The sequence below is a fragment of the Planctomycetota bacterium genome (assembly GCA_035574235.1).
GTDB lineage: Bacteria > Planctomycetota > MHYJ01 > MHYJ01 > JACPRB01 > DATLZA01.
The window spans coordinates 1-12,373 of sequence record DATLZA010000018.1; the positions used below are offsets into that span (position 1 = coordinate 1).

The 12,373-nt window shown below is 69.2% G+C and carries 10 protein-coding genes and 1 tRNA gene; 6 read left to right on the forward strand and 5 right to left on the reverse strand.

Annotated elements, in window-relative coordinates:
- Positions 1 to 65: 65 nt before the first annotated feature.
- Complete coding sequence (locus VNO22_01095) at positions 66 to 335, reverse strand: transposase (protein ID HXG59944.1); 270 nt, start codon at positions 333 to 335, stop codon at positions 66 to 68.
- Between the two features lie 286 nt (positions 336 to 621).
- Between VNO22_01095 and VNO22_01100 the strand changes: the two genes are divergently transcribed.
- A complete protein-coding gene (locus VNO22_01100; GenBank protein HXG59945.1) occupies positions 622 to 984 on the forward strand; it encodes a hypothetical protein in 363 nt (120 codons plus the stop codon).
- Positions 985 to 1,271: 287 nt separating this feature from the next.
- Here the strand turns inward: VNO22_01100 and VNO22_01105 are convergent, their stop codons facing one another.
- A complete protein-coding gene (locus VNO22_01105; protein HXG59946.1) occupies positions 1,272 to 3,653 on the reverse strand; it encodes a DUF4388 domain-containing protein in 2,382 nt (793 codons plus the stop codon).
- A gap of 97 nt (positions 3,654 to 3,750) precedes the next feature.
- Here VNO22_01105 and VNO22_01110 point away from each other — a divergent pair, with 97 nt between their 5' ends.
- Genes VNO22_01110 through VNO22_01120 form a run of 3 tightly spaced genes read left to right on the forward strand, consistent with a single transcriptional unit; the run spans position 3,751 to position 7,630 of the window.
- Positions 3,751 to 5,112 carry an MATE family efflux transporter gene (locus VNO22_01110; protein ID HXG59947.1) on the forward strand — a complete coding sequence of 454 codons (1,362 nt, stop codon included), beginning with the start codon at positions 3,751 to 3,753 and terminating at the stop codon, positions 5,110 to 5,112.
- A gap of 41 nt (positions 5,113 to 5,153) precedes the next feature.
- Positions 5,154 to 6,593 carry a M20/M25/M40 family metallo-hydrolase gene (locus tag VNO22_01115; GenBank protein ID HXG59948.1) on the forward strand — a complete coding sequence of 480 codons (1,440 nt, stop codon included), beginning with the start codon at positions 5,154 to 5,156 and terminating at the stop codon, positions 6,591 to 6,593.
- 50 nt (positions 6,594 to 6,643) lie between these two features.
- Positions 6,644 to 7,630, forward strand: a complete 987-nt coding sequence (locus VNO22_01120) for a thiamine phosphate synthase (protein HXG59949.1) — start codon at positions 6,644 to 6,646, stop codon at positions 7,628 to 7,630.
- Here VNO22_01120 and VNO22_01125 read toward each other — a convergent pair.
- The 3 genes from VNO22_01125 to VNO22_01135 form a co-directional block, all read right to left on the reverse strand.
- Positions 7,614 to 8,123, reverse strand: coding sequence for a PilZ domain-containing protein (locus VNO22_01125; protein HXG59950.1), 510 nt, complete (start codon positions 8,121 to 8,123; stop codon positions 7,614 to 7,616). The genes VNO22_01120 and VNO22_01125 overlap by 17 nt on opposite strands.
- Positions 8,124 to 8,179: 56 nt before the next feature.
- The gene (locus VNO22_01130; GenBank protein ID HXG59951.1) at positions 8,180 to 8,689 is read right to left on the reverse strand and encodes a PilZ domain-containing protein; all 510 of its coding nucleotides are present in this window, start codon (positions 8,687 to 8,689) and stop codon (positions 8,180 to 8,182) included.
- Positions 8,690 to 8,791: 102 nt separating this feature from the next.
- A tRNA-Gln gene (locus VNO22_01135) sits at positions 8,792 to 8,865 on the reverse strand.
- An 88-nt stretch (positions 8,866 to 8,953) separates the two neighbouring features.
- Between VNO22_01135 and VNO22_01140 the strand changes: the two genes are divergently transcribed.
- Positions 8,954 to 10,075: a hypothetical protein gene (locus VNO22_01140; protein ID HXG59952.1), complete on the forward strand. Its 1,122-nt coding sequence runs from the start codon at positions 8,954 to 8,956 to the stop codon at positions 10,073 to 10,075.
- A 1,137-nt stretch (positions 10,076 to 11,212) separates the two neighbouring features.
- Positions 11,213 to 12,373 (forward strand): HEAT repeat domain-containing protein (locus tag VNO22_01145; protein HXG59953.1); only part of this gene is annotated, 1,161 nt, incomplete at its 3' end.

Consider the following 12,373-nt stretch of genomic DNA (forward strand, 5'->3'; position numbering starts at 1 on the left):
GCTCCGCCGCTTCGAAAGCCCTGCCTTCCTCAGCTTCTTCACCGCTTCCCTCCGGTGCCGTGGCGTCAGAAGTTTTTTCGCAGGACCTCCTGGATCGCGTCGATCTCGAGATCCCGCTGGGCCAGGAGCCGCTTGAGCCGCTGGTTCTCCTTCTCCAGCTCCCTTAGCCTTCGCGCCTCCGAGATCGAAAGCCCCTGGTACTTGCGCCTCCACCGATAGAACGTGAACTCCGAAACCCCATACTTCCGGCAGATCTCCACGATCGGCATCCGGCCCGTTTCGGCCTCCTTCAGAATCCGGACGATCTGCTCCTCTCGGAACCGCTCCTTCTTCATCGATCCTCCTTCCTCGGTCAGAGGATCCTAAACCCTGAGATTTCTCGTGGCCCTAATTTTGGGGAGCAGGCCCTTGCCAGTAGAAGCACCGCGGACGCACTTCGTGACCGGGCGACAGGGATATTGTTGAGTAAAGCCGGACATGCTTAGAAGGCCTGGGACACAATTAGGGGGCTGCAAGACTGGCTGAAGCGGTTTCCGAACGCGGGCTCGTCCGATCGAAAGGCAGCCCAGGGTATGATTGATGACCTTCTCGATGCGCTGAAATGAGCGCCGGAGGAAAAGGATGTCGAGCAAAGAGCTGACGTACGCGAACATCGTAAAACATCTGCTCATGGAACTCCCTGAGTTCGAACGTGCATATTCCGACGAACTTAAGCACGACGCTGACTTACCCAATATGGTCTTTGGCATGCTCACGGAATTTGTCGTCCGCCAGTATCTGACAGGCCAGACAGGTCCCGGCACGCCGTTCGATCGGGCGTTGCGTTTTCTGGAAGAGGCGATGGGCTCGAAGGATCCGGAGGTGCAGAATCTCGTCTGGGTGTCCTTCCTGGAAAACCTCGACGCTCATGCCGGTGAGGATTTCGAAGGCATCAAGGCGAAGCTCGGGCCGAAACTGCGCGCGACCTTGAAGAAGGTCATCTGAAGAACCGGCGAGGGCGCGCGGGACGTCGGCGGCACCCCCCCCCGATTCGCCCTTTCCATCGGAGATCCAGGATAAGGTCCTCCGACCGGGGAAGGAGGATCGATGAAGCGGAAACCATGCCCTGAGAAGAGGGGGAAGAATGATGAGTGCGCGAAGGAGCGGGACACCGTGAGGCCGGTCGGGAGACTGAGATCTTCCGTCGCCCCGCGAATGGGGAACACCCCCGGCGACGGGCCGTTCGCGTTGCCGCGTGCCTCGTCTCTTCAGGCGACAAACCGCGCCGCGCCCTACCGCAGCCGCTCCACGGAGGCGGGGGGCGCCGGGAGCAGCACCGCCTTCCCGTTCCACACGATCGACGCCGTCCAGGAGAACCGGTAGCGGCCGGGAGGGGCCAGCGACGGCCCGAAGTCCGCGAAAGTCCCACCCACGAATTCGCCCGGGCCGAGCTTCACCGTCCGGCGGCCCACCTCCGGACGCGCCGGCAGCGCCAGCGGCCCTCCCGGGCCCGTCGCCGTCAAACGCTTCCAGGGGCCCTCCTCGAGCGAAAGCTCCACCTCCGCGGGGCTCAGGTTCACCACCCGCCATTCCAGCGCCACGGGCTCTCCCACCGGATAGGCCGCCTTCGGGGCCAGAAGCTCCGCCCGGAACGGAACCCGGTCGCGCCGCACGAGCTCATTGGCCGCCGCCGCCCGGATGAGGGGATCCGCGTCCGCCAGGGCGCGGAAAATCGCCCCGACCGCCTCCTCGCCCGGGATGTTCAGGAGCGCCGCCAGCGCCGCCGACCGCACCGCCACGTCCGAGCGCTCCAGAAGCCGCGCCAGGGCCGGCGCCGCCAAGGGATCGGTCACCTGCCGGATTTCCTCCGGCCCCAGACGGGCGAGCTTGCGGCCCCACTCCTGTTCCAGCGCCGCCCGCCGCCGCCGCACGTCCGCCAGCCGCGCGTCCACCCGGCCCCGCGGCTCCGACCGGCGCACCAGGTCCCGCCCCCCCTCGATCGTCCGGATCGCCTCCTCGAGCTGCCCCTCGTGCTCCAGTCGCTCCGCCTCCGCCAGAAGCTCCTTCGCGTAGCGCTCCTCGATCTCGTGCCGCTCGTCCCGGATCTCCCGCGCCTTGAGGCTCCAGCGGTAGCCGTCCAGCACGAGATCGTACTGCCGCAGCGCCTCCCGGAAGTTGCGCGCTTCCATCGCGTCCATGAAGGGCTTGCGCACCCGCGCGTAGAGCCGCCGCGCCTTGTACTCGTACACCGCCGCGCCGCACACGAGCCCCGAAAGGACCGCCACGGCGATGAGGCTCCGCACGAGCCGCTGCCGCCGCCGCGCCTTCTCGATCTGGCCCGTCTCGAGCTGCTCCCGCAGCCGCAGCGCCTCCGCGTGGCGCGGGTCGATCCGCAGAATCGTCCGGCAGTAGTCCAGCGCCGCCGCGTCGTCTTTCGCCTCCATCGCCCGCGCCAGGAGCTTGCCGTAGAGCTTGACCGCCTCGGCCTTGTCCCCGAGGTGGCGCTGGATTTCGGCCAGAGACTCCAGAAGCTCCGGCTGGTCGCCGAGCTTCTCGAGAAGCCGCTGGTAGACCGAAAGCGCCTTGTCCGGCAGCCCCGCCTTCTTGTAGGCGGACGCCAGCGCCTCCCCCTGGGCCAGGGCGTCCAGCTTGAGGTCCAGCTGAAGCAGGATCGCGAAGAGCCGCTCGTGGGCCGTAAGATCCCGCGGCGCGTGCGCCAGCACCTTCTGGTAGCTGGCGATCGCCGCCTCGAGCTGGCCGGACTCGACCTGCGCGGAGGCGAGCTGCCGGGCGTATCCGGCCGCTCCCTCGGCGTCCTCGAGCGCCTCGCAGCACCGCAGCGCCAGCTCGAGGAGCCCCAGGTTCTTGCGCTCGTGGTCCAGGCCGTACCGCGCCATCCGCAGCGCCGCTTCCCACTCCTTGCGCGCCGCGCGCGCCCGCGCCCGCTCGAAGGCCTCCGCCGCCGAGAGGGGCCGCGCCGCTCCTCCCTTCATCAGGAGCGCCGCCGCCCGCAGGAGCACGAAGTCCCCCAGCCGCGTCAGCTCCTGGACGTCCCGCAGCGACCGCTCGCCGTCCAGAAGCGCGAAGACCCGCCGGAGCGTTCCGTCCGCGTCCGCCGGCAGCCGCGCGGGATCGGGAACGAGAATCTCGCTCGCCGAAAGGATCGCCTTGCGCGTCTCCCCCCACTCGTCCGCCCGGCGGAGCGCCTCCATGATCACCGCGTCCACGGCGAGCCGGGCCTCGATATCGAGCTGGTCGGCGTCGAACAGACGGTCGTCCGGATCGCCCTCCTCGAACTCGAAGGTCGCGTCCGGCCAGAGGAAGGCGTCGCAGAGGTGCTCGGCCATCTGGTGCTCGAGCGCGGCCTTGAGGTCCTCGCGCGTCACCCGCCCGCGCTTGAGGAGGCCGCGGACGAATCCGGCCTCGCTCGTGCGCCGTCCGGTCAGGGTCGGCGCCTCGTCGGGAGGGATCTTCTCGAGCGCCAGGAGTCCATTCAGGAGGGACGGCCCTTCGCGCGGGCCCAGCCCCACCAGGCGCAGCGCCCCGCGGTCGAACCAGAGCGCCAGCTGGCGCCCCTTGTGGCGGATGACGAGCGTTCCCGTCTGCTCGTTCATGGCCAGGTCCTGCAGGACGTTGGCCAGCGAGATCGATCGAACGTCGCCTTTCAGGCCCATATTCCCTCGGGGTCGCGCCGTCGGCGAGAACATCTAAGTCTATCCCACGCCCCCCGGCCTTGCCAAGGGAAGGCCGGGCGGATAGACTCCCGCGGCCGTGCCCGACGCCCCCGTCCTGCCGTCCCTGCGCGGCGAGGTGCTGCGCCTCGCCTGGCCCGTGGTGCTCCAGAATCTGCTCCACACGCTCATGTTCTACGTGGACACCGCCATGATCGGGGGCCTCGGCCCGGAGGCGCTGGCGGCCATGGGCGTCGTGGGTCCCATCGCGCACACGATCACGGCGGTGCTGACCGCTCTTTCGGTCGGAGCCGTGGCGGTCGTGGCCCGCGCCTGGGGGGAGGGGGACCGGGCCGCTCAGGAACGCGACGCCGCGGCGGCGCTCGCGCTGGGCGTGGCGGTGGGGCTTCCTCTGACGGCGGCGGGGCTGACGGCCCTGCCGGCGGCGGCGCGGCTTTTCGCCGTGCCGGGCGGCGCGGGGGTCGAGGCGATGGCGCGCGACTACCTCTTCTGGGAGGCGGCGTCGCTCGTCTTCTATTGCGTGTACATGGCCGCGGTGGGGATCCTGCGCGCCTGCGGGCGCACGCAGATCCCGCTCTGGACGACGCTCGGGGCCAACCTCGTCAACGTCGCGCTCAACGCGATCTTCATCTTCGGACACCTGGGGGCGCCGCGGATGGGCGTGGCCGGAGCGGCGCTCGGGACGGCCCTTTCGGTGGCGCTGGAGGGAATGGTGGCCGCCGGCATTCTCTTCACGCGCGTCTCGCCGGTGCGGCTGCGGCTTTCCACCTTCCGGAAGGTGGACCGCCGGGCCGTGGCCCGCCTTCTTCGGGTGACGGCGCCGGCGGCGGCGGAGCCGGTGATCCTGCAGAGCGGGTTTCTCGTCTTCAACAAAGCGATCACGCTCCTGGGGACGCTGCCGGTGGCCGCGCATCGGGCGGCGCTCACGGTGGAATCGCTCACCTTCATGCCGGGGTACGGATTCGCGGTGGCGGGCTCGGCGCTCGTGGGGCGGTTCCTCGGCGAGCGGCGGCCGGATCGCGCCCAGGCGGCGCTGCGCGAGAGCGCGCGCATGGGCGTCCTCCTCATGGGCGCGATCGGCCTGCTGTTCCTGGCGATCCCCGAGGCGCTCGTGGCGCTCTTTTTGCGCGGTCCGGACGTCGAGGAAGCGCGGCGGCTGGCGGCGGGCGCGCTCAGGATCGCCGCCTTCGAGCAGCCGTTCATGGGGCTTTCGATGGCCCTGGCGGGAGGCCTGCGGGGGGCGGGGGATACCCGTTCGCCGGTGGCGGTGGGGTTCCTCGGCGTGTGGCTCGTGCGGGTGCCGGTGGCCTGGACGCTGGCCTTTCCCGTCGGGTGGGGGCTCTACGGGATCTGGGCGACCATGATCGTGGACTGGGGGGTACGGGCGGCGGCGTTCGGAGCGCTCTGGCGGCGGGGCTCCTGGAAGGCCATCAAACTTTGAGGGGATCCGTATCTTATAGAGTGAACCTGGAAGGAGACCGTATGCGCCGCCGCTTCGCCCTGCTTCTGGCCTTCGCGATCGCCGTCGGCGGTTCGGCCGCCCGGCCGCAGGACGCTTCGGAGACGGTCCGCCGGCGGGTGGACCGGGCCCTCGAGGAGGAGACGCGAAGGATCCGGGCGGAGATCCTCGAGCTCGTCCGGAGGGAGCTGCGGGGAGGAGACGCGGCGGCGCTGGAGCGCGCGTGCGCGAAGGTGACGGAGGAGCGCCTGCGCCGGCACGCGGAGTATCTGGCCAGCGACGAGCTGGAAGGCCGCGCCGCGGGCTATCCCGGCAACGACAAGGCGGCGGAATACATCGCCAAGGTTTTCAAGGAGGCGGGCCTGGCGCCGGCCGGCGACGGGACAACGTTCTTCCAGAAGTTCCGGGTCGGGGGAAGGGACACGCGCAACGTGCTCGGGGCCTTCGAGGGGTCGGACCCCGAGCTCCAGAAGGAAGTCGTTCTCCTCGGGGCGCATTTCGATCACGTGGGAACGGCCGACCAGCGGGACTTCGGCCGGCTGGGAGGGACGGGGAATCCGGACCGGATCTGGAACGGAGCGGACGACAACGCCTCGGGGACTTCGGTGCTTCTGGCGGTGGCGGAGGCGTTCGGAGAAACGGGTCTGCGGGCGCGCCGGACGATCGTCTTTGCCGCCTTCAGCGGGGAGGAGGCGGGGCTTCTGGGGTCGCGGCATTACACCCAGCATCCGTACCGGCCCATCGATCGGCATGTGTTCATGCTGAACCTCGACATGGTGGGGCGCAATCCGCAGAAACCCGTTCAGATCCAGGGGGTCGGTTCGGCCGAAGGGGGCGCGGTTCGCGCGATCGTGGAGCGGGCGGTGGAGCGCGCGGGGCTGAAGGCGCGGATCGAGGACGAGGTGACGCTTCTCGGCGGCGACAGCGATCATTCGTCGTTCCGGGACCGCGGGGTGCCGTATGCGTTCTTCTGGTCGGGGTTTCACGCGGACTATCACAGGCCGTCGGACCATGCCGAGAAGCTCGCGTACGACAACATGGCGCGGGTGGGGTGCGCGGCGGTGCACATCCTCTACGAGGTGGGGCGTCTGGAGCCGCGTCCGCGGTTCGCTCCGCAGGCGCGGCGGCCGTTCGGGCTGCCGGGACTCGGGGCGCCGTCGGGGCGTCGGCTCGGGGTGACGGTGCAGGAGCTCGACGACGCGGCGTGCGAGGAGCTCAAGCTCGAGGCGGGGCAGGGGGGGCTTCGGGTGGAGGTCGTGCATCCCGGGGGCGCGGCCGAGGGAGCGGGCGTCAAGGCGGAGGATGTGATTCTTTCGGTGGCGGGGACGGCGCTGCCCCGGGAGGGGGCCCGGGAGCGGCTGCGCGAAGTGTTGGCGGACAAGGTCAAGCCGGGCGAGCCCGTGGACGTCGTGGTCTTGCGCGAGGGCCGGCGGGTGACCTTGAAGGCGCAGTGGGACAAGTAGGGGGCGGCGGGGGACTTGTCCGGCCCGGCGGGGGGCGCTAGACTCCTCGCGTGCGATCGATCTACCGCATTCTCGACGCCGATTTCAACCGGGCGCGGGAGGCGCTTCGCGTCCTGGAAGATCTGGCGCGGTTTCATCTCGAGGATGCGCGGGCGTCCGGGGCGCTCAAGGAGGCGCGTCATGCGCTCGACGTGCAGGCGCGTCCGCACGCGCGGGAGTTTCTCGGGGCGCGGGACTCGGAGGGGGATCCCGGGCGGGAGAAGGATGTTCCGGTGCGCGCGCCGCGGGGAATGGGGGAGGTGGCGGCGGCGAACTTCAAGCGGGCGCGGGAGGCGCTGCGGTCGATCGAGGAGCTGGCGCGGGGCCGGTGGGCGGGGATGGCGCGGGAGGCGCACCGCCTGCGGTATGTGTTGTACGAGCTGGAGAAGCGGTTCGCCCCGGCGCGGATGCGTCTGGCGGAGGCGAGGCTGTACGTGCTTCTGGATCCGGAGGTGACGGGGCGGCCGCTGCCGCGGGTGGCGGAGGAGGCGGCGCGGGGCGGGGCGGATGTGCTTCAGCTGCGGCAGAAGCCGGTTCCGGACGTGGGGCTGGCGCGGGCGATCCGGGCGGCGGCGCCGGGGGCTCTGTTCATCGTGAACGACCGGCCGGACGTGGCGCTGGCGAGCGGGGCGGACGGGGTGCACGTGGGGCGGGGGGACCTGCCGGTGCGGGAAGTGCGGCGTCTGGGGGTGGGGATCGTGGGGGCGACGACGCATTCTCTGGCGGAGGCGCGGCGGGCGGTGGCGGAGGGGGCGGACTACATTTCGGTGGGGCCGATGTATCCGACGGCGCTCAAGCCGGGTCTGGCGGCGCGGGGTTTTTCGTACCTGGCGGCGGCGCGGCGCCTGGGGGTGCCGGTCTTCTGCATCGGGGGGATCACGGCGCGGACGGTGCGGCCGGAGATGGGGCGGGTGGCGGTCTGTCAGGCGGTGACGGCGGCGGCGGATCCGGAGGCGGCGGCGCGGGCGCTGCGGCGGCGGCTCATTTCGGGAAGATGATTTCGGGGCCCTTCTGGCGCTGGCGGCTTTCGCGGAGCGCCTTGTACTGGGGCGAGGTGAACCAGTCGCGCATGAGGGCGAGCTTGCGGCGCTGGGCGTCGTCGAGCTTGACGAACATGACGCCGGCGTGGAACTCGCCTTTCTTGCGGGCGTTCTCGTAGCACCAGCGGACCACGGCGACGGCTTCGACGACGTCCTTGTAGCGTTCCATCTGGATGCGGACGCGGACTTTGGTGCCGGGGCGGACGCGGCGGTCGAGGAGGAGGCGGGCGCCGCCTTCGGAAAGGTCGAGGGCGCCGCGGGCGAGGTTGTTCTTGCCCCATCCGAGGGAGGCGAGGAGTCCTTCGCGGTAGAGGGTGATGCTGGAGTCGTCGATTTCGAAGCGGGGGTGGCGCCGGCGGCGGTCGGCGGAGCCGGGGCCGGCGGAGGCGCGGTTGACTTCCTGGAACTCCTTGAACCAGTCGGGCGGTTCGGGGGTTTTCGGCGCGGTCATGCGGATCGCTCCCCGGGTTCGCCGCAATTATAGCGCACGCCGGGCATCCGGTCGCGTCACTTCGGGAAGATGATTTCGGGTCCTTTCGACCGCAGGCGCGTTTCGCGGAGCGCCTTGTACTGGGGCGAGGTGAACCAGTCGCGCATGAGGGCGACTTTTTTCTGCTGGGCGGGATCGAGGTTGACGAACATGACGCCGGCGTGGAAGTCGTCCTTGCGGCGGGCGCTCTGGTAGCACCAGCGGACGACGCCGGCGGCCTCGACGGCGTCCTTGTAGCGTTCCATTTCGATGCGGACGCGGACTTTGGTGCCGGGGGCGACGCGGCGGTGGAGGAGGAGGCGGGCGCCGCCTTCGGCCAGGTCCACGGCGCAGCGGGCGAGGTTCCGGCGGCCCCAGCGCAGGAGGCCCAGGAGCCCGGCGGTCTGGAGGGTTCCGGAGGCCTCATCGATTTCGAACCGGGGGAAGCGGCGGCGGTCTTCGGGCCGCCGGGCGGAGGTCGTCGAACGATTCAGGTTTTGGAACTCCTGGAACCATTCCGGCGTCCCGCCGTCCCGAGACGTGTTCATGCCCATCCTCCCCGGTTCGCCCGCATTACGGTACCGTGCCGGCGACGCGGGGTCAAGGGGGAAATCGGGAAAAAGTGACTGGCCGCGCCGTCCCGCGGGCGCTGGTTGGGCCGCCAGGATTCGAACCTGGACACAGGGATCCAAAATCCCTCGTGCTACCGTTACACTACGGCCCAAAACCGCTTAAAATGGCACTTTACTTTTTCTGGACTAGTTTGTACTAATTTGGGGAGGCTCCGGGCGGGAAGGGAGGTGAGTCGGGTCATGACGGCGCCGCCGCAAATCACGAGAGTCAGGCTACAGAAGTGCCGCTATCTGGTCAAGCGGGGCGCGGTGTGGTATCTCGAGCGCTTCGAGAACGGCCGCCAGAGCCGCCGATCCCTGGGGACCGGGGACCTTCAGGAGGCGACCCGCCGGGCGGCCGCCCTGGGCGACTCCCCGCCCGCCCCCCGGACCCCCGCCGCCCCCGTTCTGACCCTGCAGCAGGCCATGGAAGAGTACGAAGCCTGGTATCGGCGGAATCGGCGCCCTCGAGAAGCGCGTCCGGTGATGGCCGTTCTTTCGGGGTTCCGGGACCAGCTGGGCGAATCCTTCGAGGTCAAAGCCCTCACGCGGGAGCAGGTTCAACGATGGGTGGACGGCCGCAGCGACGGGCGCTCCCCCGTCACGGTCCGGCGCGACTTCGCCCGTCTGCGCGCCTTTCTCTACTGGCTGGCGCGGCGCAAGGACGCGGTGGATTCGCGCGTCTGCCGGGGCATCGATCTTCCCCGGGACGAAGGGGTCACGCGCGAGGCGCCGTCGACCGAGAAGGTGCGGGCCGTGCTCGCCCGGCTTCAGGAGCATCCGTGGCTGGGGGACTACGGCACGGTTCTGGCCGAAACCGGCATGCGACCGAGCGAGCTTCTGGGACTGCGGGGGATCGACGTGCGGGGACGCCTCTGTTCCATCGTCCCTTGGGAAGGGCGTCCGCTCAAGAGCAAGTGGTCCAAGCGGGTCATCGAGCTCAACGAAGCGGCGGCGGAGATCCTGAACCGGCGGAAGGAAGCGATGGCGGACAAGACGCGGCCGATTTTCGGGAATCGCGTGGGGGAGGTGTATTCGGAAAACAGCGTCTATCGCCTGATGTGCGACCTTCTGGCGGGGCGCCGCCGGGCGCGGGTGCCGGAGCCTCTCCGGATGACGCTTTACGATTTCCGCCATTTTTTCTGCTCGGAGCATGCCGCTCCGGGACCGCGGCACATGGCGATCGAAAGTCTGGCCGCCTACATCGGACACAGCCCGGCGAGCACCCAGACGCTGCTGCGATGGTACACGGATCAAAACGCTCTGCGGCGCGGCGCTCCGCCGCCCCTGGTCGCCCCTCCGCCGGCGGGAGCGGCCCCGTAAGAAGGACGCGTCCGCCGAACCGCTCACGTTTCCAGGCGCGCCAGGAGGATGAGCGGATGAACGCCGGTCCCCTTGCAAGACGGAGATATTCGGTGGCCCCAGAAATGGGGAGCACCCCATCACGACGCGCTCGTCGGCCGAGAGCGCCGCGGCGTTGACCGAAAGGTCCCCCGTAAGCGTGTTATTGCCCGTCGTCTCGGATCTTATAGCGCACCCGATTTCCTCGGAGACTGAAGCAAGGAAGGGATGCGCGGGATGCGTCCCGGACGGCCGCCGGCCGGAAGGAGGCGGCATCGCAAGAAGATCGCTTTCGCCGAACCGCCCGCGCTTCCAGGCCGAGGCGGGCCGCCTCTGGGCCCACTCGGAGACCGACAGCTGGGGCGGGCCGGGGGAACGGCCGCGCGGAGGATTCCGTTGGGATCGCCGGGGTCGCGGGCGACTTGGCGATGGAGTTCGCCGCGGACGAGGGTGTCGTCCCATTTGCCCTGGCCGGCGAAACGTTGGAGGGCTTGGCGGGGCTGGGGGTGGGCGAGGGCGATGAGCTCGACACTCTTGCGCGGCAGGTCGCTGACAAGGCCCTCCAGGTACATCCGGGAGAGCCGCGCCTGTTCCTTGCGGTAGAAGAAGGGCGCGAAGGAACGCGCGAAACGGTCGAGCCGCTCTCGCAGTTTCTGGACGTCGGCGGCCCTGACCCAGGTGGTCTTGGAGAGCTCCTGGGGAACGGCGGGAATGCGCAAACCCATAAAAGTCCCCTCTCTCGGTCTCCAGGGGCTTGACCAGCAAGCTGGCGCGGAAACTTTAGAGAAAAAGCGGGACAGTCGAATAAGGCGAGTACCGTACACTTGGAACAGGGAAGGAAACGACGGCATGCGCAAGGGGGTGGCCTGGTGAGGTACGGAAACTGGGGAGGGGCGTCGCGCTGGAACAGTTCGGGGATGGAAGGCTTTCGACGCGGAGGGGAGGAGTGAGGTGAGACCCGTGCGGGGCGCCGGGGTGGGGATGCTGGTTGTTGGCTTGGCTCTTTCGCCGGCGTGGGGGCAGGTGGAAGGGGGAGGGGCCCACGGTCCGCAGAGTGGCCGGGCCGAGGACCTTGTGCGGCGTCTCGGGTCTTCGACGCCGGGGGAGCGGGAGGAGGCGGTGAGGAGCCTCCTGGAGATGGGGGAGGCGGCCCGGGCGGCGGTGGAGAAGGCGACGAAGTCGGAGGACCTCGAGGTCCGGACGAGGGCGGAGGAGATTCTCCGGCGGTGGCGGGTGCGGAAGGAGGCGCCGGAGGGGCTGCTGAAGGGGCGGGGATGGCTGGAGGATCTTCTGGTGAGGGGGGAAGGCTACGAGGCATGGAGGCGACTGGAGGAGGACGGGGGAGGGGTGGATAGCGCGGGATGGGTTTTTGTGATGAGGGAGGCTTTTCGGAGCCTTGCGGCGGGTGGCAAGGCGGTGTCCTCTCAGGATAAGGTAAAGCTGATAGAAGGGGTCAAAAAGAAAGGCTTGGGAGTTCTTGCCCCCGAAATCGCGAAACTCCTGAAGGACGGGGATTCCGAGGTTCGTTGGTGTGCGGTCCACGTCCTGGGCTGGCTGGGGGCCAAGGAGTTCGGCCCCGAGATTGCGAAACTCCTGAAGGACGGGGATTCCAAGGTTCGTTGGTGTGCGGTCAACGTCCTGGGCTGGCTGGGGGCCAAGGAGTTCGGCCCCGAGATTGCGAAACTCCTGAAGGACGAGGACTCCGAGGTGCGGGAGCGGGCGGCCCTTGCCCTCGGGGTGCTTGGGAGCAGAGATCTCGCTCCCTGGATCGCGGGATTCCTGAAGGATGGGGACTCCGGGGTGCGGGGGAGTGCGGCCGAGGCTCTGGCGCAGCTTGGGGCCAAGGAGTTCGCCCCGGAGATCGCGAAACTCCTGAAGGACGAGGACTCCAAGGTGCGGAGGGATGTGGTCGGGGCCCTGGGGAAGCTCGGGGCGAAGGAATTCGCCCCTCTGATCGTGGAACTCCTGAAGGACGAGAGCGTCTTCCTACGGTGGGGGGCTGCCGAGGCTCTCGGGAAGTTGGGGGCCAAGGAGGTCGCACCTGAGATCGCGAAACTGCTGAAAGACAGCGACGACGAGGTGCGGATGCATGCCATCCTGATTCTCGGAAAGCTTGGGGTCAAGGAGTTCTCTCCCGATATTGCGAAACTTCTAAAGGACGGGGACTCCGAGGTAGGGGGGGCTGCGGCCGAGGCTCTCGGGCAGCTTGGAGCCAGGGAGTTCGCTTCCGAGATCGCGAAACTCCTGAAGGACAGCGACAACATGGTGCGGGTGCGTGCG